Origin of the sequence: Roseovarius salis (genome assembly GCF_044472985.1) — a bacterium.
Taxonomy (GTDB): domain Bacteria; phylum Pseudomonadota; class Alphaproteobacteria; order Rhodobacterales; family Rhodobacteraceae; genus Roseovarius; species Roseovarius salis.
The window spans coordinates 66,841-89,126 of sequence record NZ_JBISDG010000003.1 but is presented as its reverse complement, the minus strand read 5'-3'; the positions used below and the strand labels follow the sequence as shown (position 1 = coordinate 89,126).

The following is a 22,286-nucleotide window of genomic DNA, read 5'->3' as shown; positions in this document are numbered from 1 at the left end:
GCGTCAGCCGCCCGTGAATGGCGCCTCTTCCTGCCACAATTCCTCGACGCGTTCATCCCGGCGGCAGGCCTCCCGGTAGAACTTGTATGCCGATTTCTTGGTTTTCGGTCCGCGCCGGGTAAGCACCAGGTCGGAACTCTTGTAGTAGTCCTGATGGTACTCCTCGGCCTCGTAGAATGGCCCGGCATCCAGGATCGGTGTCACGACTGTCTGTCCAAGTTGCGCCTCGGCGCGGGCCTTGGCCGCCTCTGCCGCGTCTCGCTGCGCCTGCGTCTCTACGAAAATCGCGGTGCGATAGCTCGGGCCGCGGTCGCAGAACTGGCCACCGGGATCGGTGGGGTCGATGGACCGGAAAAACAGGTGATACAGCTGTTCCTTGGATACCTGCGCGGGGTCGTAGTGGATCTGGACGGCCTCGTAATGCCCGGTCCCGCCCCGGACGACCTGCTTGTAGGTCGGGTTTTCGACGGTTCCGCCGGTATAGCCGGATACGACCTCGGTAACGCCGGACACGCTTTCGAAATCGGCCTCGACGCACCAGAAACAGCCGCCCGCGACCGTCAGGATCCGGCTGTCCCCTGCCCGTGCTTCGCTACAATGCACGGCCAGGCCGACCAGGATCAGCCCGGCCAACAGCGTCGCCTTCATGTCCTTGGCCTGTGCCAACATGGTTCTCACCTTTCGTTGTGTGGGCCACTGTGATCCACCAAAGCCCCGCGGCCAAGCCGCACGTCGCCATCATCACGCAAGGGTGAGCCGATTTTACCCTTGGCACGACCATGGTGCGCCACTAGCGTGACGCGAAACCATCCCGCATCCTTGGTTGTAAACACGGCGGTCCATGACAGAGCACCAGACCACCCACCAGGCAGAGGAGGACGCCCGGAACGAGCATGTCCTGCTGTGGCTCAACGGCCGGATCGTGCGGCGCGATGAGGCACTCGTCAGCGTTTATGACAGCGGCTTCATGCTCGGCGACGGTATCTGGGAGGGGTTGCGCCTCTATAACGGAAAATGGGCATTCGCGGACGAGCATCTCGGCCGGCTCTTCGAGGCGGCAAAGGCCATCGACCTCGATATCGGAATGACGCAGGACGCGGTTTTTCAGGCCCTGTTAGAGACACAACAGGCCAACGGCATGGAAACCGACGCCCACGCACGGCTGATGGTGACGCGCGGGGTCAAGACGCGGCCGTTTCAACATCCGTCACTGTCCCGACAAGGGCCGACGGTGGCCATTATCATGGAGCATTCCAAACCACGGATCGCCCGCCCCATTCGGCTGGGCTCGGTGCCGCATATCCGCGGCTTGCCGATGACGCAGGACCCCAAGCTGAATTCCCATTCCAAGTTGAACTGCATCCTGGCCTGTATCGCGGCGGAAAAGGCGGGCGCGGACGAGGCGCTGATGCTGGATGTGCACGGGTTCGTGAACACCACCAATGCCTGCAACTTCTTCATTGTGCGCAAGGGCGAGGTTTGGACCAGTACCGGCGACTATTGCATGAACGGTATCACCCGCCAGAAGGTGATCGACCTGTGCCGGGAAAACGGGATACCAGTTTTCGAGCGCAATTTTTCCCTCGTGGATACCTACGGTGCGGACGAGGCTTTCCTGACCGGGACGTTCGGCGCGCAGACGCCGGTGGGCGAGATCGACGGCCGCGTGATCGGTAACGGTCGCCTCGGCCCTGTCACGAAACGCATTCAGGACTTGTACAAGGCCCTGATCCGGCATGAAACGGCCTAGCGCGCCGTCAATAGCCAAGCTTGTGCCCGGGCGGGGCATATCCCCTTCAGCCCGCCGGGCACGTCGAGGTCGTCGAGCATTTCCACGCCGTACTCCGCGCCGTAGAGTTCGCGTATCTCTGTCTCCTCGACGGAAAAGGGGGGCCCGTCCATCCGGGCCGTATCGTAGACGAACGTTACCAGCAATTGCGGCGCGGGTGCGGTCAGGCGGATCATCTGGCGCGCATACCGCTGCCGCAGGTCTTGCGGCAATGCCACGAGCGCCGCACGGTCAAAAACGCCATGGACCGGGCCGAGGGTATCGGGCGTGAGCGCGAAGAAATCGCCCTCGAACACCTCCACACCACCGGCGGCATGCCGCCGCAGTGCCGCATCGCCCGTGACCTCAGGGGCCAGTTCCATCTCGTCGAAAAGTTCCGCGATCGCGATGCCGCTCAATTCCGATCCGACAACGCGATACCCGCGCTCTTTCAGCCAGGCGATGTCGCGGGTCTTGCCGCAAAGCGGCAGGAAGACGCGGGCGCCGTCCGCCATCTGCAAACGGTTGATGTATGTCTTGAGCATCCGGTTCACGTGCCCCTCGTGAAAGCCGATTTGCCCGGTTTGCCACCGCTCGTGCCAGAACTGCGCGTCCATGACCGCCTCTTGCCGTGATTGCAATTTTCCATTGTCGAGCCTACACCGCAAAGCGGCAACAAGTGCAACAGTCAGCGATGCGAAAGATGCCTTTCCTTCGTGATCGCAAGCGGGGTTAGGTCATGCGCATCGCCATGTGGTCCGGGCCGCGCAACCTGTCGACGGCAATGATGTATGCGTTCGGGGCGCGCGCGGATTTTGCCGTCATCGACGAGCCCTTTTACGCGGCCTACCTCGTGCAGACGGGCCTGAACCATCCCATGCGCGAAGAGATCATCGCGGCACAGCCCAACGATCCGGCCGACGTGATCGGCGGTCTCCTCGGGCCGGTGCCGGATGACAAGCCGCATTTTTATCAAAAACACATGACCCAGCACATGATCGCGGGCATTCCGCGCGACTGGATCACGGAGGTTACCAACGTTTTCCTGATCCGCCACCCCGCTCGCGTGGCGGCGAGCTTTTCGGCCAAGTACGAAAACCCCACGCTGGACGACATCGGGTTCCGCCAGCAATATCAGCTTTTCCAGAAGCTCCGCGCCGAGGGGCAGGGCCCCGTCGTGATCGACTCCGCCGATATCCGCCGCGAGCCCGAGGGGCTGTTGCGGATGCTTTGCGCGGCAATCGGTCTGGACTGGGACCCGGCGATGCTCAGCTGGCCCGCGGGCGGGCACGCGCAAGACGGGGTCTGGGCGTCGCACTGGTACGGGGCGGTGCACCGCTCGACAGGCTTTGCCCCCGCAGAGGGGGATTTGCCAGAGCTGACCGCCGCACAGGCCCGGCTGGCCGACGCGGCGATGCCCTTTTACGAGCCGCTATACGAAGAGCGGCTCACCCTTTGAGCCGCCTCTCCCTCGCTGCAAGCAGCTTCAGCCGCAGCGCGTTGAGCTGGATGAACCCGGCCGCGTCCTTCTGGTCATAGGCGCCGGCGTCCTCCTCGAAGGTCACGTGCGCCTCGGAATAGAGGCTGTGATCGGACCAGCGGCCGACCGTGTGGGCCGACCCCTTGTAGAGCTTGAGCCGTACTGTGCCGGTGACGTGTCGCTGCGAGTGGTCGATGGCGGCCTGCAGCATCTCGCGTTCGGGGCTGTACCAGAAACCGTTGTAGATCAGTTCCGCATAGCGCGGCATCAACTCGTCCTTGAGATGCGCGGCGCCCCGGTCCAGCGTGATCTGCTCGATCCCCCGGTGTGCCTCCAGCAGGATGGTGCCGCCCGGGGTCTCGTAGATGCCGCGCGACTTCATGCCCACGAACCGCCCCTCGACAAGATCGAGCCGGCCGATGCCGTGGGCGCCGCCGAGTTCGTTGAGCCGTGTGAGCAATGCGGCGGGCGACAGCGGTTCGCCGTCGATGCTGACGGCATCGCCCTTTTCGAACCCGATCTCCACGAATTGCGGCGTGTCGGGCGCCTTTTCCGGATCGGTCGTGCGCTGGTAGACGTAGTCCGGCGCCATCTCGGCGGGGTCCTCCAGCACCTTGCCCTCCGAGGAGGTGTGCAACAGGTTCGCGTCGACCGAGAACGGCGCCTCGCCGCGCTTGTCCTTGGCAATGGGGATCTGGTTCTTCTCGGCGAAGTCGATCAGTTTCGTGCGGCTGGTCAGGTCCCATTCGCGCCACGGTGCAATGACCTTGATGTCGGGGTTGAGTGCATAGGCCGCCAGCTCGAACCGGACCTGGTCGTTGCCCTTGCCAGTGGCGCCGTGGGCCACGGCGTCGGCGCCGGTTTCCTGCGCGATCTCGACGAGACGCTTGGAAATCAGGGGCCGCGCGATAGACGTGCCCAGCAGATACAGCCCCTCGTAAACCGCGTTGGCGCGGAACATGGGAAATACGAAGTCACGCACGAATTCCTCGCGGATGTCCTCGATATAGATGTTCTCGGGGGCGATACCCAGCAGCTCGGCCTTCTTGCGGGCCGGCTCCAGTTCTTCGCCCTGGCCCAGGTCGGCGGTGAAGGTCACCACCTCGCAGCCATACTCTGTCTGCAGCCATTTCAGGATGATCGAGGTATCAAGCCCCCCGGAATAGGCAAGAACGACTTTCTTCGGCGCGGACATGTCTCTTCCCCTGCACGGTCAATCGGGCCGCGCTTACCGGCTTTTGCGGATTTGGGCAAGGTGCGCCCCTTGCCAGCCGGGCCGCATTGCGTCAATCACCACAAGATGAACGATTTCCGATCCCTTGCCCGCGCGGCCGAGACCGCGATGCGCGGCGTCTTTGGCCCGACACCGCTGCAACGAAACGATCATCTGTCGAAGCGTTACGCCGCCGAGATCTATCTCAAGCGCGAGGATCTGACACCGGTGCGTTCCTACAAGCTGCGCGGCGCGTTCAATGCCATGCACAAGGTGATGGAGCATTCGCCGGACACCGCCGGGTTCGTTTGCGCGAGCGCTGGAAACCATGCGCAGGGGGTGGCGTTCATGTGCCGGCATTTCCAGGTGCGCGGCGAGATCTTCATGCCTGTCACCACGCCGCGGCAAAAGATCATGAAAACGGAGTCCTTCGGCGGGGAGCATGTCACCATCCATCTTACCGGCGACTACTTCGATGACACCCTGACCGCCGCGCAGGCCCAATGCCGCGATATGGGCGGCCATTTCCTGCCCCCCTTCGACGACGAGGACGTGATCGAGGGGCAGGCCTCTGTCGCGGTCGAGATCGAGCGCCAGCTCGATCCATTGCCTGATCTGATCGTTCTGCCCGTTGGCGGGGGCGGTCTGTCGGCCGGAGTGCGCAGCTATCTTGGTGGTGACGTCGCCTATGCCCTTGTCGAGCCGGAGGGAGGCGCATGCCTCGGGGCTGCGCTTGCGGCCGGGCAACCCGTGCGGCTGGCAGGTGTGGACAATTTCGCCGACGGCGCGGCGGTGGCGCAGATCGGCGCGCATACCTTTGCGCGGTTGCAGGATCTCGACCCCGCCTGCGCGATGACAGTGTCCGAGGACCGGCTGTGCACGACGATGATCGAGATGCTCAACGTCGAGGGTATCGTGCTGGAGCCCGCGGGCGCGCTGGCCGTCGATGCGCTCAAGGACCTGCGCGACGAGATTCGCGGCAAGACGGTCGTCTGCGTCACCTCGGGAGGCAATTTCGATTTCGAGCGTCTGCCAGAGGTGCGAGAGCGCGCCCTGCGTTATTCCGGCAACAAGAAATACTTCATTCTGCGGATGCCGCAGCGCCCCGGTGCACTCAAGGATTTCCTCGCAATGCTGGGCCCCGAGGACGACATCGCGCGTTTCGAGTATCTCAAGAAGTCTGCGCGCAACTTCGGCTCCGTACTGATCGGGATCGAAACCGCCAAGGCGGAAAACTTTGCGCAGATCACCGCGCGCATGGACAAGGCGGGCTATACGTACCGTGACATCACCGAAGACGAGGTCCTGGCCGAATTCCTGATCTAGGCGACGATCCGAAGGTCATTTCAGGTTTTGCAAAAGGCTGTCCCGGGACGCGGTGAAACAGGCCCTGATCCGGCCCAAGTCAAGCGCACCCGTATCGCCCTTGGCGGCTGCGGCTTCACCGGACTGGCAAAGGCGCGACAGATCACCGAGACCGAGATTGAGCGCGCTTCCTTTCAGGAAATGCATTTTCGCTTCCAGCGCGTCCGCGTGGCAAGTATCGCCGAGCCTGTCGAGCTCCTGCTCCACCTCGGCAAGAAAAAGCTCCACGACCTCGGCGAAGCCTTCCGTTCCGATTTCCTCCTTGAGTTCGGCAACACGGTTCCAGTCGATCATTGCAAAGCCCCGGTCTGATGGTGGCCGACATCGTAACTTGCATGCCTTAACCGGAACTTGCCTGTATAGTGTGCATTTTCCGAAAATTCGGCAATTCATGACTCGTTCACTTTCGCCCGCTAGGGGCCGACGGGGGCATAGTCGGGATGCGTGTCGTGGGGTGCAGCAGGACGATCAGCTTGGGGGTATCTGGCGGAACGCGGTCCGTCAGGACCGTGCTGGTGGTCGATGACAGCGCATCCCAAAGGTTCACGTTGTCGCGAATGCTGAATAACTTCGGATACCGTGTTCTTGAGGCCGCGTCTGGCCGTGATGCCCTGCGCAAGTGCCGGAATCATGCCCCGGACCTCGTCCTGAGCGACTGGATGATGCCCGAGATGGACGGCCTGGAGTTCTGTCGCGAATTCCGGCGCGCACCCCGCGACAGCTACGGGTATTTCATCCTGCTGACCTCCAAGGGAGAGAAGGAGGACATAACCCGGGGCTTCGACGCGGGCGCCGATGATTTCCTGACGAAGCCGGTTAATTCTGCGGAGCTCCGAGCGCGGCTTTCCGCGGGTGAGCGCGTCCTTCGGATGGAGGCGCAGCTGACCGAGAAAAACCGGCTGGTCGAATCGACGCTCGATGAACTTCGCGAAGTCTACCACGCCATCGACCGCGATTTGATCGAGGCGCGCAAGTTGCAGCAATCCCTCGTCACCGAAACATACCGCGATTTCGGAGCTGCCGAGGTTTCTCTCTTGCTGTGCTCGGCGGACCGTGTGGGCGGTGACCTTGTGGGGTTTTTCCCGATCGGAGAGCGGCGCCTTGGGCTTTTCGGGATCGACGTGTCCGGCCACGGCATCAGCTCGGCGATGTTGACCGCGCGGCTTTCGGGGCTTTTGTCCAATTCGGTGCCCGGGCAGAACGTCGCGTTGAAGCGCTTGCCGGGCGGTACTTACGTTCCGCGGCCGCCGGCCGAGGTGGTGGCGGAGCTGAACCAGCTTTTCCTGCGGGAACTGCGTACCGAACTCTATTTCACCCTGCTGCTCTGTGATGTCGACGTCACCAACGGGCGGGTTTGCATGGCGCAGGCCGGCCATCCCCATCCGATCCTGCTGCGTGCCGACGGGCAGGCCGAGATGGTCGGGACAGGTGGTCTCCCGGTCGGGTTGCTCGACGCGGCGACCTATGACCAGACCACGTTTTACATGCAGCCGGGCGACAGGCTCCTGATTCACTCCGATGGCCTGACCGAATGCGCCAATATGCGGGGTGAACAGCTTGGCGACGCGGGCCTGATGGCCATGGCGGCGAAACTGGCCGAGCTTCCACCGGCGGAAAAGCTGGATGCCCTGCTGGCCGAGGTGTCGGATTTCGCGGGCGGCACGCTGGACGATGATGTGTCAGCGGCGCTTTTGTCTTTCAGACAAGACGCGAAAAGCGCGCCATGAACCGCCGGTCACCGGGATTGCCGAGGAGTCTGGCCGCGTCGTCCGGCATCAGCCAATGCGCGCTGTGCCCGGGCTCGGGCGGGGCGCCGAGGGCACGCACGGGGCGCGCAAGGTATATCATGCAAACCTTTTCGGCCCATTTGTCATATTCCGGCATGTAGGCGAATCGACGGAACGCGCCCAGACGGCGGGGCGCCGCGATGGTCCATCCGGTTTCCTCCAGAACCTCGCGGTGCAGGGCGCGCAGCGGAGATTCGCCGGGGTCCACGCCCCCGCCGGGAAGCTGGTATTCAGGAGTCGGGGCAGTCTGGTGCGTGACCAGAACATGCCCACCCCGCGCGAGGATGGCATAGGCGCCGGGGCGGCGTTCGTACTTCATGCCCTTCCGCGGGGGTTGACCGTAGCGTGGCGTCATGATCGTTCCCTTGGATCGGTACTGGCGCGTCATATATACACGCGGTATGCCAAGTTCCGGCCCGCAAGGAAACTCCATGACACTCGGACAGCGAATCGCGTGGGATGATACCGTCCTGCCCTTCCAGCTCGACGCCTCTGACATGCGCGGACGTCTCGCGCGGCTCGATGGCGTGCTCGACGGCATCCTGAAACAGCACGACTATCCCCCGGCGGTGGAGGCGCTCGTGGCCGAGATGGCCCTGCTGACCGCCCTGATCGGCCAGACGATCAAGCTTCGCTGGAAGCTGTCGCTGCAGGTGCAGACGGACGGGCCGGTGCGAATGATTGCCACCGACTACTTCGCGCCCCAGCAAGAGGGCGAAACCGCCCGCATTCGCGCCTATGCCAGCTTCGACCGCGAGCGTGTCAGCGATGATGACCCGTTCCAGCAACTCGGCAAGGGGTATTTCGCGGTGCTGATCGACCAGGGGCCCGGCTCCGACCCGTATCAGGGGATCACCCCGGTCTCCGGCACGGGGCTGAGCGCCTGCGCAGAGGCGTTCTTCGCGCAGTCCGAACAATTGCCGACGCGCTTCGCGCTGAGCTTTGGAAAATCGACCGAAAGCGGTGAGGCAGAGCGCTGGCGCGCCGGCGGGATCATGGTGCAGCACATGCCCAAGGCGTCGCCGCATCTCGCGGGTGGCGGCTCGGGCGAAAACGGGCTTCTCGTCGCGTCCGACGTGGTCGACGAGGACGGCGCCGAGAACTGGAACCGCGTGAACATGCTGCTCGACACGGTCGAGGATCTCGAGCTTATCGGACCTTCGGTAACCCCGGCCGACCTATTGGTGCGTCTTTTCCACGAGGAGACCCCACGCGTCTACGAGTTCCAGCCTGTGCGCTTTGGCTGCACGTGCTCCGAGGACCGCGTGCGGCGCAGCCTCTCGATCTATTCCGCGCGTGACATCGGCACGATGACCACCGAAGAGGGCGTTGTGACCGCCGATTGCCAGTTCTGCGGTGCGCACTACCGGCTCGATCCCGCGACACTGGGGTTCGATGCGCCTAATCCACCCGACGAAGATGGGTGATCCCGCCGGCATCCTGCGCAGGGCGCTGGACAAGGCGCACACTCCGTCGTCGGACCACGACCTGAATCCGGATACGGTCCTGCCCGAGGGCCGCAGACTGCGGCCCGCGGGTGTTCTGGTGCCGGTTTTCGTGCAGGGGGCCGCGGCGCAGCTTTACCTGACCAAACGCTCCTCTGCGCTCAAGCACCACCCGGGACAGATCGCCTTTCCCGGCGGCAAGCAGGAGCCGGGGGACGTTGACGTGACGGCCGCGGCCCTGCGGGAGGCGCACGAGGAAATCGGGTTGTGCCCGGACAATGTCGAGGTGCTTGGCTGTCTTCCGGCGCATGAAACGGTGACCAGCTTCGAGGTGACGCCGGTGGTCGGCCTGGTGCGGTCCGCGTTCTCCCCCGTGCCCGAGGCCGGTGAAGTCGAAGAGGTGTTCGACGTGCCGCTGGATCACGTGCTTGATCCTTCGAATTTCAGCATTCAGGCCCGGCGGTGGCGCGGCACGTTGCGTCAGTACTACACCGTGCCGTTCGGCCCCTACTACATCTGGGGCGCGACGGCGCGAATCCTGCGGGTGATCGCGGACGCGGCGGAGGCAAGATGAGAATCGAGGGCGCCTGGATCTCGCGGCCGGAAACGCGGGCGGTCTGCGAGGCGTTGGAATCGGGCGGATACCAGGCCCTTTTCGTGGGCGGCTGCGTGCGCAATGCGCTACTGGGTGAGCCGGTGCGCGATATCGACATCGCCACCGACGCCCCCCCGGAAACGGTGATCGAGCTGACCGAGCGTGCCGGGCTGAACCCCGTGCCGACGGGCATCGATCACGGCACCGTCACCGTCGTCTCGGCCGGCCTGCCGCACGAGGTCACCACGTTCCGCAAGGACGTGGAAACCTATGGCCGCCATGCGCGCGTGGCCTTCGCGGCCGAGGTCGCCGAGGATGCGCGGCGACGGGATTTTACCATGAACGCGCTTTATGCGCGCGCAGATGGCAGCGTCATCGATCCGCTCGGCGGTCTACCCGATCTCAGATCCCGCACGGTGCGGTTCATCGACGAGCCGGAGGATCGTATCCGCGAGGATTACCTGCGGATCCTGCGTTTCTTCCGCTTCCACGCCTGGTATGGGCACGGGGGGCTCGACGCAGAGGGGCTGGCCGCCTGCAGCGCGCTGGCCGAGGGGCTGCACGGCCTTTCGCGCGAGCGCGTGGGTGCGGAGATGCTCAAGCTGCTCGGGGCGCCCGACCCGGCACCGGCGGTGGCGGCGATGCGGGCCAGCGGGGTACTTGCGCATGTGCTGCCGGGCGCCGACGATGCCTGTCTCGCCCCGCTTGTCCATCTAGAGGACGCGGCCGGAATACCGGCGGAACCCGTCCGGCGGCTTGCCGCGCTGGGTGGTGAGTCGGTCGCTGTGCGTCTCAGGTTGTCCAACGCGCGGGCACGGCGGCGCGATACGCTGGCCGAACAGGCCGCAGGCGGATCGCCCGTGTGGGAGCTGGGCTACCGCCACGGGGAAGAGACGGCACGCGATATCCTGCTGCTGCGCGCGGCAATGGCCAACCGCCCCGTCAAGACAGAGGAACTTGCTGATCTGTCCGTCGGCGCGCGGGCCAGTTTCCCGGTTTCGGCACGTGACCTGATGCCCGAGTATCAGGGGCCCGCGCTTGGCCGGAAACTCGCAGAGCTCGAAAGGCGCTGGATCGACTCGCGCTTCACTCTCGGACGTGATGAATTACTGTCCACGTAACAGGCGGCGCATCCCGGCACGGACCGTCGGCAGCAGGACACCCGAATGTTCAAGTTTTTCGAAAACCTTGTCGATCCGTATTGCGACTATACCGAGAACGACACGCCGCCAACGCGGCTTTGGCCCTTTCTGCGGTCGTACATGGGGCCGTTCCGCAAGGTGTTCGCCTATGCCACGGTGATGTCGGTCGCCGTGGCGGTCATCGAGCTTTGGCTGATCTACTACATGGGCCGCGTGGTTGACCGTCTGTCGGGCGATCCGGACACCGTTTGGCAGGATTACGGCCTGGAACTCCTTGCCGTGGCGCTTTTCATCCTGTTCCTGCGCCCGCTGGTCCAGCTGGTCGACGTGCTTCTTATCAACAACGCGATCCTGCCGAATTTCGGTACGCTCATCCGCTGGCGGGCCCACCGGCATGTGCTGCGGCAGTCGGTAGGCTGGTTCGAGGACGATTTCGCCGGCCGCATCGCCAACCGGATCATGCAGACACCCCCTGCGGCGGGTGAGGCTGTTTTCCAGGTCTTCGACGCGATGACCTATTCCATCGCATACGTTCTGGGGGCGGTCATCCTGCTGTCCAACTCCGATCCACGGCTGGCCGTTCCGCTGGTTCTCTGGCTTGTGTTCTACGGGGTGCTCGTGCGCTGGACGGTGCGGCGTGTCGGCCCGGCCTCCAAGGCGGCGTCGGATGCGCGCTCTCAGGTGACGGGGCGCGTTGTTGACGCCTATACCAACATCCATTCGGTCAAGCTCTTCGCCCATCACAAGCGCGAACTCGATTACGCCAAGGAGGCGATAGAGCACGCGCGCCGCACCTTCCGGCGGGAAATGCGGATCTACACGATCATGGATTTCGTTCTGGTCGTTCTGAACGGGCTCTTGATCGTCGGGGTCGTGGGGTGGGCGGTGCTGCTCTGGTCGCAGGGCACGGCCTCGGTCGGGGTAGTGGCCGCGGCGACGGCACTGACACTGCGGCTCAACGCCATGACCGGCTGGATCATGTGGGCGCTCACCAGTTTCTTCCGCGAACTGGGCGTCGTGGCGGAAGGGATGGAAACCATCGCCCAACCCATCGACCTGACCGACCGTCCCGATGCCGAACCGCTGCAACTGACCGAGGGGCGCATCGAGGTGCAAGCGGTGTCGCACCACTATGGGCGGGGGGCCGGCGGGCTCGACCGGGTGACGCTCGATGTCGAGCCGGGTGAGAAGATCGGCCTTGTCGGCCGTTCCGGCGCGGGAAAGTCCACGCTCGTCAAACTGCTCCTGCGTTTCTACGACGTCGAGAGCGGCCGTATCCTCATCGACGGGCAGGACATTCGCGATGTCACGCAGGACAGCCTGCGTGACGCGGTCGGCATGGTCCAGCAGGACAGCGCGCTGCTGCACCGGTCGGTGCGCGACAACCTTCTTTACGGGCGCCCCGACGCCACCGAGGAAGAGATGCTCGCGGCGGCGAAACAGGCCGAGGCGCACGAGTTCATCCTCGATCTTCAAGATCCGCAGGGGCGCAGCGGATACGATGCGCATGTCGGCGAACGCGGCGTAAAGCTCTCTGGCGGTCAGCGCCAAAGGATCACGCTCGCCCGTGTCATCCTCAAGAACGCCCCGATCCTGTTGCTTGACGAGGCGACGAGCGCGCTGGACAGCGAGGTGGAGGCGGAAATCCAGAAAACGCTGTACGGCATGATGGAGGGCAAGACCGTCATTGCCATCGCGCACCGCCTGTCCACCATCGCGCGGATGGACCGGATCATCGTTCTCGACGGTGGTCGCATCGTGGAGGAAGGCAGCCATTCGGACCTGATGGCCAAGGGTGGTCTATATGCGCGTTTCTGGCACCGGCAGTCTGGTGGCTTCATCAACGCGGACACGGCGGCGGAATAGGACGTGACGGAATACCGGATAACCCGGCTTGGCCATATGGGTGACGGGATCGCCGAGGGGCCGGTCTATGTTCCCGGCGCGCTGCCCGGCGAGGTTGTGACCGGCGTGGCGGATGGCGACCGTCTGGCCGACATGCGAGTCGTCGTTCCCTCGCCTGACCGCGTCTCGCCGCCGTGCCGTCATTTCAGGTCCTGCGGAGGCTGCCGGATGCAGCACCTTTCGGACGCGGCAATGGCGGCATGGAAGACGGAAACCGTCAAGACCGCGCTTGCCGCGCAGGGACTGGAGGCCGAGTTCCTGCCCATGGCCGTGTCGCAGCCCAACACGCGCCGCAGGGCCACCGTTGCAGCCCGCCGCACCAAGAAGGGTGCAATGGCTGGGTTCCACGGCCGCCAGTCCGGGACCATTACCGAAATACCTGATTGCAAGCTCCTGCACCCGGAGTTGATGAAGGCGCTGCCGGTGGCCGAGGCCGTTGCGATGGCCGGGGCGAGCCGCAAGGCGGCGTTGCGGGTGACTGCCACCTTGTCAGAGGCGGGTCTGGATATCGCGGTGGATGAGGGCAAACCGCTGGACGGGCCGTTGAGGCTCGCCCTCGCACAGGTCTGCGCGGCGCATGATCTCGCCCGGCTGAGCTGGGGGGATGAGACGATCGCGACGCGGCGACCCCCCGAGCAGGTGTTCGGCGGTATCAGGGTTGTCCCGCCGCCGGGCGCGTTTCTTCAGGCGACGGCGGAGGGTGAGACGGCATTGCGCGACGACGTGCTGCGGATCATCGGGGGCGCGGCGCGCGTGGTCGATATTTTCGCCGGTTGCGGGACATTCGCCCTGCCCGCCGCGCGCACCGCGCAGGTCCATGCGGTGGAGGGGGATGCCGCCATGGCCGCCGCTCTGGACAGTGGATGGCGCCACTCCACCGGATCGAAACACGTGACGACCGAGACGCGCGACATTTTCCGCCGCCCCCTGACGGCAGAGGAACTGAGAGGATTCGATGCCGCGATCATCGACCCGCCGCGCGCGGGCGCGGCTGCCCAGATTGCCGAACTCGCCGTGTCGGGCATCGGGGTCATCGCGCATGTCTCCTGCAACCCGGTCACTTTCGCCCGCGACGCCGCGCTGCTCCGGCGCAACGGCTACGAGCTTGCATCCTTGCGCATCGTCGATCAGTTCCGGTGGTCCGCGCATGTCGAGCTTGTTGCGGAATTCCGTCGCGGCGGGGCCTGAATGCGTGCATTTCAGGTGACGGACAGCTGCTTTTGGGGATAAGCTGTTAACCGGGAAAGCGCGGTTCAGAGATCGGGAAATGCGGGCGATTAGATGCGTTGCAATGCTGTTGCTGCTTGCCGGGCTGGCGGCGGGCTGTTCGAAGTTCAAGACATACGACGGCCCAGAGGTAACGCGCGTCATTGTGCAAAAGGGCGAGCGCAACCTTTTCCTCATGCATCACGACCGGGTTTTGCGCTCCTATCCGGTCGAACTCGGCTTCGCGCCGCAAGGCCACAAGCGGTTCGAGGGCGACGGGCGCACGCCGGAGGGATATTATTATATCGACCGGCGCAATCCCGACAGCGCGTTTCACCTGTCTCTGGGGATTTCCTATCCCAATCCCAGCGACATGGCCTATGCATCGACGCGCGGCAAGAGCCCGGGCGGCGACATATTCATCCATGGGCGGCCCAATGCGCGACCGTTCGATCGGCGCGAAGACTGGACCGATGGCTGCATCTCGCTGAAGAACCGGCACATGCAGTGGGTGTATGCCATGGTCAAGAACGGCACGCCGGTGATCCTGACACCCTAGACGGCGCGCAAGTCACGTCGCGGCCGGTCGGGACTCCTGCGCGCTGCGGCCCATGACCAGCGTCCACCAGATCTTGCCGCTGGCTTCCTGTTCCCAGGCGAACCCCATCTCGTCGGCTTCGGGCGACAGGATCACGCGGCGCGTGTTCTCGTCCTCCATCCACGCGGCAAGCGTTTCCAGCTCCGTTTCGTAGGTTTCCGAGATATTCTCACCGATGAGCGCGCCCGCGTAGCCGACGCGCCGCACCCTGTCGATGGGCGACGACCCGTCAGAGCCGAAATGCCACGGGCGGTTCTGGATCGACATGTCGCGCGAATGGGTCGCGGCCGCGGCGTTGAGGCGAGAGTCGAGCTCAACCGGCGCCTGCCCGGCCGCTTCCCGCAGGGAATTGACCGCATCCAGCATCCGGAACTGGATCTTCGAGGTCTCACCCGAACCGATCCGGTAGATCTTGGGAAGCGGCTTGCCGTCAGACCCCATCCGCGGCCCGGTCGCTGGTGCCGAGCACGCCGAGACAAGCATCAGGGCCGAAAGAAGAAGTCCAAGGATACGCGCCATAATACCTGCCACCTGACGAGTCGTTGCAACTGCTCTATCCCGACCGGGTGCACGATTCAAACACCTGTGCGCATACCCCGGCCGATTGACGTTTGTTTGAATTGCGGCTGCGGCATTCCCGCAATATATTCTGCCTTCATAAATCGCCGTGACGGAGAAGATAGATGGCCAAGACGTTTTCCGGGAGGTTGAGCAGGCGGACGTTCCTCGCAGGGTCCGCTGCCGCAATCGGTGCGCCCGCCCTCGCGCAAAGCGCCGACAGCGCCGCCAGCGTCGAGATGGAAGAGGAGATCACGCAGACGGTGCGGCGCAACATCTCCAGCTTTCGTGCGCTGGACTGGCGGCCGTATTTCTCCAACCTGCGCAATGGCGCGATACTCGTCGACACGCATTCCCGCGCCCTGCATTTCTGGTCGGAAGACGAAAGCATCTACAAGCTCTACCCCACCAGCGTGCCCATGACCGAGGAGCTGACGCGTCGCGGCAGGACCCGCGTGGTCCGCAAGGTTGTCGGCCCCGACTGGCGCCCGACGCCATCGATGCTGGAGCGTAATCCCGACTGGCCGGAATACGTCCCGCCGGGGCCGGACAACCCGCTCGGGACGCACGCGCTCTATCTCAGCTGGACCTATTACCGCATCCACGGCACGCACGACACGCGCAAGATCGGGCGGCGCTCCTCGAACGGCTGCATCGGCCTCTATAACGAACACATACAGGAGCTCTTCGATCTCACAGAGGTGGGCTCTCAGGTGTTGCTCATCTGACGGCGCGCCGGATATGTCCCCGCAGAAGAAGCGCGGGGCGGAGGTCAGTCGAGCCAGCCCTTGAGATTGTCCTCGATCACCGTGCTCAGCGCCTTGATGTGCGCGTCATCATCGTTGAGGCAGGGAATGTAGGTGAACTGCTCTCCGCCCGCCTCCTCGAAGCTTTCCTTGATCTCCTCGTTGATTTCTTCGAGCGTTTCGATGCAGTCGGCCGAAAAGGCCGGCGCAATGACGGCGATCTTTTTCTTGCCGTCCTCCCGTGCGAGCCGCGCCACTTCCTCGACCGTGTAGGGCCGCAACCATTCCTCGGGGCCGAAGACCGACTGGAAGGTCGTGGTGATCTCCGTCTCCTCCCAGCCGAGGCGTTCGCGCAGCAGCCGCGTCGTTTTCTGGCACTGGCAGTGGTAAGGGTCGCCTTGCATGAGGTACCGCTTGGGCATGCCGTGGTAGGACACCACGAGGATGTCGGGCCTGTCGTCGATCTCGGCATAGGCACGCTCGACCGACTGTGCCAGCGCCTCGATGTATAGGGGGTGCTCGAAATAGGGTTCAACCACGCGGGCCGTGGGCTGCCATGGCTCCTCCATCAGCGCGCGGAAGAACTGGTCGTTCGCGGTGGCCGATGTCGCCCCGGCATAGTGCGGGTAAAGCGGGAAGAACAGGATGCGTGTGCACCCGGCCTCTGACAAGGCGCGGACCTTGGACTTGGTCGACGGGTTGCCGTAGCGCATGCAGAAGTCGACCATGACCTGATCGCCGTAGCGATCGTGCAGCACCCTGGACAGCTTTGCCGTCTGATCACGCGTGATGGTCATCAGCGGGCTTTCGTTCTTTTCCTCGTTCCAGATCGACTTGTAGGCCTCGCCGCTGGTAAACGGCCGTTTGGACAGGATGATGAGTTGCAGCAGCGGCTGCCACTTCCACGGCGAATAGTCGATTACCCGCCGGTCCGACAGGAACTCGTTGAGATACCGGCGCATCGGCCAATAACTGTAATGGTCCGGCGTCCCGAGGTTGGCTACGAGGATTCCCGTTTTCGCCCTGGGAATCGCCGGGTGGTCGGCGGGGGCATGGGCGGGCCGTGTCGCCGGGGTGCTGGCATCGGGCATGGCGTGCTGTCTCTTCTGTTCTTGATCCGCGTTTGACATAAAGGCTTGAGGCGCGCGGTCAATCTTTGAGCGGTGTTTCCTGTGTTCCAAGCGCGTCGGCCAGCCGCGCCGTTGCCGATCCGGGCCGCAGCGGCTGTGGCTGGCTGGCGTCCGGTGCCCAGCCGGTGAGGACAATGAGCTCGAACGTCGCCTGAACCCGGCCCTCCGGATCCCCGAATGTTTCCGCATAGATTTCTGCCGCCCGCGCGATGAGCGCTCTTGGGGTCGGTGCGCGCCGGCGCGAGGCCAAAGCGTTGCCCTCGCCCATGAAGCGCAGTTCGCGCATGAGATGCAGGGGCGAAGGATAGGAGGCGGTGAGCACGAAACTGTCGGCCACCGGCAGGGCAAAGCCGGCCCTTTGCAGCAGCGCGCCGAGGTCGCGGATTTCGCCCATCGGCGCCACGCGCGGCGACAACCCGCCGTAAAGATCCGATTCGGCCTGTGCCAGCGCGGTCCGTAATTCGTGCAGCGTCTCGCCGCCGAAGAAGATCGCGAGGAAAAGCCCGTCGGCACGCAGCGCGCGGCGGCTCTGGATCAGCTGGCCGACCGGGTCATTGGCCCAGTGCAGGCACATCGCGTGCAGCACAAGATCAAGAGATCCCTCTTCCAACGGCAGGGTGTCGGTGTCGTCAACCAGCCGTGCGCCGGGCCTGAACCCGTCCCAGAAACCCGGCAGTCCGGTCACGAGCGCCTCGTCCCGAAAGGTTTTGTTAACCATCGAGAGGCGATCCTCAAGCTCGGCCTGCGCGGCTTCGTGCACGAAGGTCACCGGCGCGGCATTGGCGCGGCGGCGGTTGCGCATCAGGGCGGTACGGTCGGTCAGGGCTGTTGTCATGACGAAAGAATAGGATGGCCATGACGGCATTTCAAACCGTGCTGCGGCTGGTTTACCCGCCTCGGTGCCTGCGGTGCGGAACGCAGGTGAACAGCGATTTCGGATTGTGCGCGCCGTGCTGGCGCGACACGCCGTTCATCAGCGGGCTGGTGTGCGATCTGTGCGGTACGCCCCTGCCGGGCGAGGACAGCGGATCGGCCGAGCATTGCGACGATTGCCTGCGCATCGCGCGGCCATGGGGCCGCGGGCGTTCGGCGATGCTTTACCGCGACAACGGGCGGCGCCTGGTGCTCGCGCTCAAGCACGGCGACCGGCCCGACGTGGCGCGCGCCGCGGCGCCCTGGTTGGCCCGCGCGGCCGTGCCGCTGATCACGCCGGATACGCTTGTTGCGCCGGTGCCGCTTCACTGGGCGCGGATGCTGCGCCGCCGTTTCAACCAGTCCGCCCTGCTGGCGCGCGCGCTGGCGCGTCATGTCGGCCTGCCGGATTGTCCCGACCTGTTGCGGCGACGGGTCCGAACCCGGCCGCTGGACGGGATTGGCGCGGATAGCCGTTTCGCGATGCTGGAGGGTGCCATCGTGATCGATCCCTCCCGCAAGCGGCTGGCACGGGGTCGGACCATACTGTTGGTCGACGATGTCATGACCTCCGGCGCCACCCTGTCCGCGGCGACGCAGGCCTGTTTCGCGGGCGGGGCACGGGACGTGCATGTGCTGACACTGGCGCGCGTCGCCCGTGATACCTAGATAGGCGGAAAAGGTCTTTCCGGGGAAAAACATGCAAACCGTCGAAATCTACTCCTCTCCGCTCTGCGGGTTCTGTCACGCGGCCAAGCGATTGCTCAAGAAGAAGGGCGTCGCCTATGCCGAGATCAACGTCCTGACCGACCCCTCGCGCAAGCCCGAAATGATCCAGCGTGCCGGCGGAAGCCGCACCGTGCCCCAGATCTTCATCGGGGGTGAGCATGTGGGCGGCTGCGACGAGCTTTACGCGCTCGACCGCGCGGGCAAGCTGGATTCGATGCTGGCCGCATGAAGGCGGCCCTGCTCCAGCTGAGCAGCGGTGACGACCCCGGGGTGAACCTCGCGGACGTCTCGGCGCATTTTGACACGGCGGTGGAGATGGGGGCAGGCTTCGTGCTGACGCCAGAGGTCACCAACTGCGTGTCGATGAGCCGCGCCCGCCAGCGGGAGGTGCTATGCCACCAGCGCGACGACCCCACCCTTGCCGCGTTGCGCGACAAGGCGCGGGCGGCCGGCATCTGGTGTCTTGTCGGCTCTCTCGCGCTCAAGAGCGACGCCCGTGACGGGCGCCTCGTCAACCGTTCCTTCCTGATCGCGCCGGACGGGACAGTGGCGGCATGGTACGACAAGATACACATGTTCGACGTGGAGCTTTCGGAGACGGAAACATACCGCGAATCGGACGGCTACCGTCCGGGTGAGCGGGCGGTCGTGGCCGGAACACCGTTCGGGGCGCTCGGGCTTTCAGTGTGCTACGACCTGAGGTTCCCGCATCTCTACCGCGCGCTGGCGCGGGCGGGGGCCGAGATCCTGACCGTGCCCTCGGCCTTTTCGGTGCCGACCGGAAGGGCACATTGGGAGGTTCTGCTGCGGGCCCGCGCGATCGAGACAGGCTCCTACGTCCTTGCCCCGGCGCAGACGGGAACGCACGCTGCCATCCGCGGCAAGCAGCGCCAGACCTATGGTCATTCCCTGGCCGTCGGACCCTGGGGCGACATTCTGAAGGATGCCGGGACATCGACAGGTGTGATATGCGTTGACCTCGACCGCCGTCAGGTGGAAGACGCCCGGAGGCGCATCCCCGCACTGCGGCAGGCACGACGCTTCGAGGGGCCGGCATGACCGAAAGACGCGAGAACCCACTGGCGGTGACGCTGTTCAGCGAAATACTGACGAATGAACAGCTAATCCGGAACAAGCTGAGCCCCGCCCTGCCGAAGGGTATGGAGATTTCGCATTTCTCGGTGCTCAACCACCTTGCTCGCGTCGGCGGAGAGCGCAGCCCCGCGCAGCTCGCCAAGTCTTTTCACGTGACACGCGGGGCGATGACCAACACCCTGCACAAGCTGGAATGGGCGGGCTATGTGCACATCCGGCCCGACTGGGACGATGCACGCCGCAAGATGGTGGCCGTCAGCCCGGCCGGCCGGAAAGCGCGCGACGCGGCGATTTCGGCGATCACGCCCATCATCTCGGAGCTGCTCGACGAGCTGGGCGAGGCCAAGGTCCGCGCCACGCTGCCCGTCCTGCGCGAGTTGCGGATCAAACTTGAATCCGACAGCTGAGCGCGCCGCGGAGGCTACGTGCAAATCGTCCCGCGGGGCGCTACCCCTTTAGCCGGGCCGCACGCTCGCGGTGACGTAGTTCACGCTGAGATCCCGGTCGGAGAGAGACCATGACCACGCGACCGGGTTGAAGACGAATCCCTTGCGGTCCACGGGGCGCAATCCCGCCTGCTCAAGCAGGGCGTAAAGCTCGTCCGGGGTGATGAATTTCGACCATTCATGCGTGCCCTTTGGCAACCACCGCATGACGTACTCGGCCCCGACGATGGCCATGGCAAAACTCTTGGCGTTGCGGTTTATCGTCGAACAGATGTGTATCCCGCCGGGCCGCAGCAGGGTGCGGCAGGCGCCAAGATAGGCCGGTGGATCGCTGACATGTTCCACAACCTCCATGTTGAGCACGGCATCGAAGGTTTCTCCCTCTGCCGCCAGTGCCTCGGCCGAGCTGTGGCGGTAGTCGATCTCCAGCCCTGACTGTTCCGCGTGAATCCGCGCCACCGGGATGTTGCGCTCTGCCGCGTCTGCGCCCACCACGTCGGCGCCAAGGCGGGCCATCGGTTCGCTGAGCAGCCCGCCGCCGCAGCCGATATCGAGAATCCGCAGCCCGTCGAAAGGCGCCGGGCCGGACAGGTCGCGGTCGAATTCCGCCGCGATCTGTGCCGTGATATAGTCGAGCCGGCACGGGTTGAGCATGTGCAGCGGCTTGAACTTGCCGTGGGGGTTCCACCATTCGGCTGCCATCGCCTCGAACTTGGCAATCTCGTCGGCGTCGATCGTGGACTGATCGGCTTGCATTCTGCTCTCCATGTGCTCATCTGGTCGCGCCCTCTATATAGGACGGTCATGGACAAATACTCAGGCCAAAAGAGCGCAGTCCAGTATCTCTATCCGCCGGTCGAGCCCTTCGACCGGCAGATGATGGATGTTGGCGGGGGGCATTCCATCTATGTCGAGCAGTCCGGCAACCCGCAGGGCCAGCCGGTGGTGGTGCTGCATGGCGGGCCCGGGGGCGGCTGCAGCCCGGCGATGCGGAGATATTTCAACCCCAGAGCCTATCGGATCATCCTGTTCGATCAGCGCGGCTGCGGGCGGTCGCGGCCGCATGCCAGTGTCGAGGCCAATACCACATGGGACCTCGTGGCCGACATAGAGCACATCCGCCGCACGCTGGGCATCCCGTCGTGGATCGTCTTCGGCGGCAGCTGGGGTGCGACCCTTGCCCTGATCTATGCGCAGACTCACCCCGATACCGTGCGGCACCTCGTTTTGCGAGGGGTCTTTACCATGACGCGGGCCGAGCTGGACTGGTTCTACGGTGGCGGTGCCGGACGCTTCTGGCCCGAAAGCTGGGAACAGTTCCAGCGCCTCATCCCCGAGGACGAGCGCCACGACATGATCGGCGCCTATCACCGGCGCCTGTTTTCCGGCGACAGGGCGGAGGAGGCGCGTTTCGGCAAGGCCTGGGCGGCGTGGGAAAACGCGCTGGCCACGGTGCATTCCAACGGGGCGGGCGGCGACAGCCCGCCGGATTATGCCCGCGCCTTCGCCCGGCTGGAGAATCACTATTTCATCAACGCCGGCTTCCTCGATCGCGACGGCCAGATCTACGAGAACCTGCCGCGCATCGCGCACATCCCGGGCACCATCGTTCAGGGACGCTACGACATGATCTGCCCGCCGGAGGCGGCGTTTCGTCTCGCAAGTGGCTGGGACAAGGCCGATCTGCGGATGATACCACTTGCCGGGCACGCGCTGTCAGAGCCGGGGATCAGCGCCGAGCTGGTACAGATCATGGACCGGCTGGCGCGCGCCACCTAGGGCGGGCTTGTGGAAACCCGCCGCGCCGGCCACATATTCCCGGGAACGACAGCAAGGGAGAGCGGAATGAGCGACCAAGCCGAGATCGAGCTCAAGGAAAACGGCCCACTCATGGTGCGCAACGTCGGGCGCATGGTCGGGCCGGACGGTCACGAAATCGAGGTGAAGGCGGCCATGGCCCTGTGCCGGTGCGGATATTCGGGCAACAAGCCCTTCTGCGACGGCAGCCACAAGAAACAGGGATGGTCGTCCGATTAATCGGGCGCCCCCCTTGCAGAGTCGGCAAGGGGGGCGTATATAAACGCCAACAGCGGCGCCTCCGGGTCCAAACCGGGGGCACCACCGAAAGATACGGCGGGCCGCGTGCCCGTTTTTTTATGTCTGGAC

26 protein-coding genes are annotated in these 22,286 nt (G+C 64.6%); 17 read left to right on the top strand and 9 right to left on the bottom strand.

Annotation, left to right across the window (positions count from 1 at the left end):
• Positions 1 to 3: 3 nt before the first annotated feature.
• Entirely contained in the window at positions 4 to 669 is a 666-nt protein-coding gene (gene msrA / locus ACH13J_RS01860) for a peptide-methionine (S)-S-oxide reductase MsrA (RefSeq protein WP_397541608.1), read from the bottom strand.
• Between the two features lie 172 nt (positions 670 to 841).
• Between msrA and ACH13J_RS01855 the strand changes: the two genes are divergently transcribed.
• Positions 842 to 1,750 carry a D-amino acid aminotransferase gene (locus ACH13J_RS01855; protein WP_397541607.1) on the top strand — a complete coding sequence of 303 codons (909 nt, stop codon included), beginning with the start codon at positions 842 to 844 and terminating at the stop codon, positions 1,748 to 1,750.
• Here the strand turns inward: ACH13J_RS01855 and tmpT are convergent.
• A complete protein-coding gene (tmpT, locus tag ACH13J_RS01850; RefSeq protein ID WP_397541606.1) occupies positions 1,747 to 2,385 on the bottom strand; it encodes a thiopurine S-methyltransferase in 639 nt (212 codons plus the stop codon). The two genes, ACH13J_RS01855 and tmpT, sit on opposite strands and share 4 nt — an antisense overlap.
• A 122-nt stretch (positions 2,386 to 2,507) precedes the next feature.
• Between tmpT and ACH13J_RS01845 the strand changes: the two genes are divergently transcribed.
• The gene (locus tag ACH13J_RS01845; RefSeq protein WP_397541605.1) at positions 2,508 to 3,227 is read left to right on the top strand and encodes a sulfotransferase-like domain-containing protein; all 720 of its coding nucleotides are present in this window, start codon (positions 2,508 to 2,510) and stop codon (positions 3,225 to 3,227) included.
• Here ACH13J_RS01845 and ACH13J_RS01840 read toward each other — a convergent pair.
• The gene (locus ACH13J_RS01840) at positions 3,217 to 4,443 is read right to left on the bottom strand and encodes an argininosuccinate synthase (RefSeq protein ID WP_397541604.1); all 1,227 of its coding nucleotides are present in this window, start codon (positions 4,441 to 4,443) and stop codon (positions 3,217 to 3,219) included. The two genes, ACH13J_RS01845 and ACH13J_RS01840, sit on opposite strands and share 11 nt — an antisense overlap.
• A 105-nt stretch (positions 4,444 to 4,548) precedes the next feature.
• On the opposite strand from ACH13J_RS01840, the gene ilvA reads away from it, so the two are divergent.
• Entirely contained in the window at positions 4,549 to 5,787 is a 1,239-nt protein-coding gene (gene ilvA, locus ACH13J_RS01835) for a threonine ammonia-lyase IlvA (protein ID WP_397541603.1), read from the top strand.
• 15 nt (positions 5,788 to 5,802) lie between these two features.
• Here the strand turns inward: ilvA and ACH13J_RS01830 are convergent, their stop codons facing one another.
• The gene (locus ACH13J_RS01830) at positions 5,803 to 6,120 is read right to left on the bottom strand and encodes an Hpt domain-containing protein (protein WP_397541602.1); all 318 of its coding nucleotides are present in this window, start codon (positions 6,118 to 6,120) and stop codon (positions 5,803 to 5,805) included.
• Between the two features lie 146 nt (positions 6,121 to 6,266).
• Here ACH13J_RS01830 and ACH13J_RS01825 point away from each other — a divergent pair, with 146 nt between their 5' ends.
• The gene (locus ACH13J_RS01825) at positions 6,267 to 7,553 is read left to right on the top strand and encodes a SpoIIE family protein phosphatase (protein ID WP_397541601.1); all 1,287 of its coding nucleotides are present in this window, start codon (positions 6,267 to 6,269) and stop codon (positions 7,551 to 7,553) included.
• On the opposite strand, the gene ACH13J_RS01820 is transcribed toward ACH13J_RS01825, so the two are convergent.
• On the bottom strand, positions 7,525 to 7,968 hold the full coding sequence (locus tag ACH13J_RS01820; RefSeq protein ID WP_397541600.1) for an NUDIX hydrolase: 444 nt from the start codon (positions 7,966 to 7,968) through the stop codon (positions 7,525 to 7,527). The genes ACH13J_RS01825 and ACH13J_RS01820 overlap by 29 nt on opposite strands.
• Positions 7,969 to 8,044: 76 nt before the next feature.
• Here ACH13J_RS01820 and hslO point away from each other — a divergent pair, with 76 nt between their 5' ends.
• From hslO to ACH13J_RS01790, 6 genes are all read left to right on the top strand, one after another.
• Positions 8,045 to 9,040, top strand: coding sequence for an Hsp33 family molecular chaperone HslO (gene hslO / locus ACH13J_RS01815; RefSeq protein WP_397541599.1), 996 nt, complete (start codon positions 8,045 to 8,047; stop codon positions 9,038 to 9,040).
• A complete protein-coding gene (locus tag ACH13J_RS01810) occupies positions 9,033 to 9,632 on the top strand; it encodes a CoA pyrophosphatase (protein ID WP_397541598.1) in 600 nt (199 codons plus the stop codon). Before hslO ends, ACH13J_RS01810 begins: the two co-directional genes overlap by 8 nt.
• Positions 9,629 to 10,774: a CCA tRNA nucleotidyltransferase gene (locus tag ACH13J_RS01805; RefSeq protein ID WP_397541597.1), complete on the top strand. Its 1,146-nt coding sequence runs from the start codon at positions 9,629 to 9,631 to the stop codon at positions 10,772 to 10,774. Before ACH13J_RS01810 ends, ACH13J_RS01805 begins: the two co-directional genes overlap by 4 nt.
• 45 nt (positions 10,775 to 10,819) lie before the next feature.
• A complete protein-coding gene (locus ACH13J_RS01800) occupies positions 10,820 to 12,661 on the top strand; it encodes an ATP-binding cassette domain-containing protein (RefSeq protein ID WP_397541596.1) in 1,842 nt (613 codons plus the stop codon).
• A gap of 36 nt (positions 12,662 to 12,697) precedes the next feature.
• Entirely contained in the window at positions 12,698 to 13,888 is a 1,191-nt protein-coding gene (locus tag ACH13J_RS01795; RefSeq protein ID WP_397541654.1) for a class I SAM-dependent RNA methyltransferase, read from the top strand.
• Positions 13,889 to 13,991: 103 nt separating this feature from the next.
• Complete coding sequence (locus ACH13J_RS01790; protein WP_397541595.1) at positions 13,992 to 14,465, top strand: L,D-transpeptidase family protein; 474 nt, start codon at positions 13,992 to 13,994, stop codon at positions 14,463 to 14,465.
• Positions 14,466 to 14,477: 12 nt separating this feature from the next.
• Here ACH13J_RS01790 and ACH13J_RS01785 read toward each other — a convergent pair whose 3' ends face one another.
• Positions 14,478 to 15,023 carry a CAP domain-containing protein gene (locus ACH13J_RS01785; RefSeq protein ID WP_397541594.1) on the bottom strand — a complete coding sequence of 182 codons (546 nt, stop codon included), beginning with the start codon at positions 15,021 to 15,023 and terminating at the stop codon, positions 14,478 to 14,480.
• 164 nt (positions 15,024 to 15,187) lie between these two features.
• Between ACH13J_RS01785 and ACH13J_RS01780 the strand changes: the two genes are divergently transcribed.
• On the top strand, positions 15,188 to 15,790 hold the full coding sequence (locus tag ACH13J_RS01780; protein ID WP_397541593.1) for a L,D-transpeptidase family protein: 603 nt from the start codon (positions 15,188 to 15,190) through the stop codon (positions 15,788 to 15,790).
• A gap of 44 nt (positions 15,791 to 15,834) precedes the next feature.
• On the opposite strand, the gene hemH is transcribed toward ACH13J_RS01780, so the two are convergent.
• Positions 15,835 to 16,899 carry a ferrochelatase gene (hemH, locus tag ACH13J_RS01775; protein ID WP_397541592.1) on the bottom strand — a complete coding sequence of 355 codons (1,065 nt, stop codon included), beginning with the start codon at positions 16,897 to 16,899 and terminating at the stop codon, positions 15,835 to 15,837.
• 58 nt (positions 16,900 to 16,957) lie between these two features.
• Positions 16,958 to 17,773, bottom strand: a complete 816-nt coding sequence (locus ACH13J_RS01770; protein WP_397541591.1) for a methyltransferase domain-containing protein — start codon at positions 17,771 to 17,773, stop codon at positions 16,958 to 16,960.
• A 14-nt stretch (positions 17,774 to 17,787) separates the two neighbouring features.
• Between ACH13J_RS01770 and ACH13J_RS01765 the strand changes: the two genes are divergently transcribed.
• Genes ACH13J_RS01765 through ACH13J_RS01750 form a run of 4 tightly spaced genes read left to right on the top strand, consistent with a single transcriptional unit; the run spans position 17,788 to position 20,081 of the window.
• The gene (locus ACH13J_RS01765) at positions 17,788 to 18,519 is read left to right on the top strand and encodes a double zinc ribbon domain-containing protein (RefSeq protein WP_397541590.1); all 732 of its coding nucleotides are present in this window, start codon (positions 17,788 to 17,790) and stop codon (positions 18,517 to 18,519) included.
• A gap of 31 nt (positions 18,520 to 18,550) precedes the next feature.
• Complete coding sequence (gene grxC, locus ACH13J_RS01760) at positions 18,551 to 18,808, top strand: glutaredoxin 3 (RefSeq protein WP_397541589.1); 258 nt, start codon at positions 18,551 to 18,553, stop codon at positions 18,806 to 18,808.
• Positions 18,805 to 19,638 (top strand): nitrilase-related carbon-nitrogen hydrolase, encoded by an 834-nt coding sequence (locus ACH13J_RS01755; RefSeq protein ID WP_397541588.1) that lies wholly within the window; start codon positions 18,805 to 18,807, stop codon positions 19,636 to 19,638. The genes grxC and ACH13J_RS01755 overlap by 4 nt, the downstream gene beginning before the upstream one ends.
• Entirely contained in the window at positions 19,635 to 20,081 is a 447-nt protein-coding gene (locus ACH13J_RS01750; protein WP_397541587.1) for a MarR family transcriptional regulator, read from the top strand. The genes ACH13J_RS01755 and ACH13J_RS01750 overlap by 4 nt, the downstream gene beginning before the upstream one ends.
• A gap of 48 nt (positions 20,082 to 20,129) precedes the next feature.
• On the opposite strand, the gene ubiG is transcribed toward ACH13J_RS01750, so the two are convergent.
• On the bottom strand, positions 20,130 to 20,876 hold the full coding sequence (gene ubiG / locus ACH13J_RS01745) for a bifunctional 2-polyprenyl-6-hydroxyphenol methylase/3-demethylubiquinol 3-O-methyltransferase UbiG (protein ID WP_397541586.1): 747 nt from the start codon (positions 20,874 to 20,876) through the stop codon (positions 20,130 to 20,132).
• Positions 20,877 to 20,924: 48 nt separating this feature from the next.
• On the opposite strand from ubiG, the gene pip reads away from it, so the two are divergent.
• Together pip and ACH13J_RS01735 are read left to right on the top strand one after the other, a co-directional pair.
• Positions 20,925 to 21,899 (top strand): prolyl aminopeptidase, encoded by a 975-nt coding sequence (pip, locus tag ACH13J_RS01740; protein ID WP_397541585.1) that lies wholly within the window; start codon positions 20,925 to 20,927, stop codon positions 21,897 to 21,899.
• A gap of 66 nt (positions 21,900 to 21,965) precedes the next feature.
• Positions 21,966 to 22,157 (top strand): CDGSH iron-sulfur domain-containing protein, encoded by a 192-nt coding sequence (locus ACH13J_RS01735; RefSeq protein ID WP_397541584.1) that lies wholly within the window; start codon positions 21,966 to 21,968, stop codon positions 22,155 to 22,157.
• Positions 22,158 to 22,286 lie beyond the last annotated feature (129 nt).

What these genes read in the sequence shown, in the direction of transcription:
- ACH13J_RS01825 (WP_397541601.1), top strand. Translation starts at nt 6,267, where the DNA reads ATGCGTGTCGTGGGGTGCAGCAGGACGATCAGCTTGGGGGTATCTGGC.
- ACH13J_RS01780 (WP_397541593.1), top strand. Translation starts at nt 15,188, where the DNA reads ATGGCCAAGACGTTTTCCGGGAGGTTGAGCAGGCGGACGTTCCTCGCA.
- ACH13J_RS01830 (WP_397541602.1), bottom strand. Translation starts at nt 6,120, where the DNA reads ATGATCGACTGGAACCGTGTTGCCGAACTCAAGGAGGAAATCGGAACG.
- ACH13J_RS01800 (WP_397541596.1), top strand. Translation starts at nt 10,820, where the DNA reads ATGTTCAAGTTTTTCGAAAACCTTGTCGATCCGTATTGCGACTATACC.
- ACH13J_RS01840 (WP_397541604.1), bottom strand. Translation starts at nt 4,443, where the DNA reads ATGTCCGCGCCGAAGAAAGTCGTTCTTGCCTATTCCGGGGGGCTTGAT.
- ACH13J_RS01795 (WP_397541654.1), top strand. Translation starts at nt 12,698, where the DNA reads ATGGGTGACGGGATCGCCGAGGGGCCGGTCTATGTTCCCGGCGCGCTG.
- ACH13J_RS01855 (WP_397541607.1), top strand. Translation starts at nt 842, where the DNA reads ATGACAGAGCACCAGACCACCCACCAGGCAGAGGAGGACGCCCGGAAC.
- ilvA (WP_397541603.1), top strand. Translation starts at nt 4,549, where the DNA reads ATGAACGATTTCCGATCCCTTGCCCGCGCGGCCGAGACCGCGATGCGC.
- ACH13J_RS01790 (WP_397541595.1), top strand. Translation starts at nt 13,992, where the DNA reads ATGCTGTTGCTGCTTGCCGGGCTGGCGGCGGGCTGTTCGAAGTTCAAG.
- ACH13J_RS01735 (WP_397541584.1), top strand. Translation starts at nt 21,966, where the DNA reads ATGAGCGACCAAGCCGAGATCGAGCTCAAGGAAAACGGCCCACTCATG.
- msrA (WP_397541608.1), bottom strand. Translation starts at nt 669, where the DNA reads ATGTTGGCACAGGCCAAGGACATGAAGGCGACGCTGTTGGCCGGGCTG.
- ACH13J_RS01820 (WP_397541600.1), bottom strand. Translation starts at nt 7,968, where the DNA reads ATGACGCCACGCTACGGTCAACCCCCGCGGAAGGGCATGAAGTACGAA.
- ACH13J_RS01750 (WP_397541587.1), top strand. Translation starts at nt 19,635, where the DNA reads ATGACCGAAAGACGCGAGAACCCACTGGCGGTGACGCTGTTCAGCGAA.
- ACH13J_RS01770 (WP_397541591.1), bottom strand. Translation starts at nt 17,773, where the DNA reads ATGACAACAGCCCTGACCGACCGTACCGCCCTGATGCGCAACCGCCGC.
- ACH13J_RS01755 (WP_397541588.1), top strand. Translation starts at nt 18,805, where the DNA reads ATGAAGGCGGCCCTGCTCCAGCTGAGCAGCGGTGACGACCCCGGGGTG.
- hslO (WP_397541599.1), top strand. Translation starts at nt 8,045, where the DNA reads ATGACACTCGGACAGCGAATCGCGTGGGATGATACCGTCCTGCCCTTC.
- ACH13J_RS01805 (WP_397541597.1), top strand. Translation starts at nt 9,629, where the DNA reads ATGAGAATCGAGGGCGCCTGGATCTCGCGGCCGGAAACGCGGGCGGTC.
- grxC (WP_397541589.1), top strand. Translation starts at nt 18,551, where the DNA reads ATGCAAACCGTCGAAATCTACTCCTCTCCGCTCTGCGGGTTCTGTCAC.
- ACH13J_RS01765 (WP_397541590.1), top strand. Translation starts at nt 17,788, where the DNA reads ATGGCCATGACGGCATTTCAAACCGTGCTGCGGCTGGTTTACCCGCCT.
- tmpT (WP_397541606.1), bottom strand. Translation starts at nt 2,385, where the DNA reads ATGGACGCGCAGTTCTGGCACGAGCGGTGGCAAACCGGGCAAATCGGC.
- ACH13J_RS01845 (WP_397541605.1), top strand. Translation starts at nt 2,508, where the DNA reads ATGCGCATCGCCATGTGGTCCGGGCCGCGCAACCTGTCGACGGCAATG.
- pip (WP_397541585.1), top strand. Translation starts at nt 20,925, where the DNA reads ATGGACAAATACTCAGGCCAAAAGAGCGCAGTCCAGTATCTCTATCCG.
- ACH13J_RS01810 (WP_397541598.1), top strand. Translation starts at nt 9,033, where the DNA reads ATGGGTGATCCCGCCGGCATCCTGCGCAGGGCGCTGGACAAGGCGCAC.
- hemH (WP_397541592.1), bottom strand. Translation starts at nt 16,899, where the DNA reads ATGCCCGATGCCAGCACCCCGGCGACACGGCCCGCCCATGCCCCCGCC.
- ACH13J_RS01785 (WP_397541594.1), bottom strand. Translation starts at nt 15,023, where the DNA reads ATGGCGCGTATCCTTGGACTTCTTCTTTCGGCCCTGATGCTTGTCTCG.
- ubiG (WP_397541586.1), bottom strand. Translation starts at nt 20,876, where the DNA reads ATGCAAGCCGATCAGTCCACGATCGACGCCGACGAGATTGCCAAGTTC.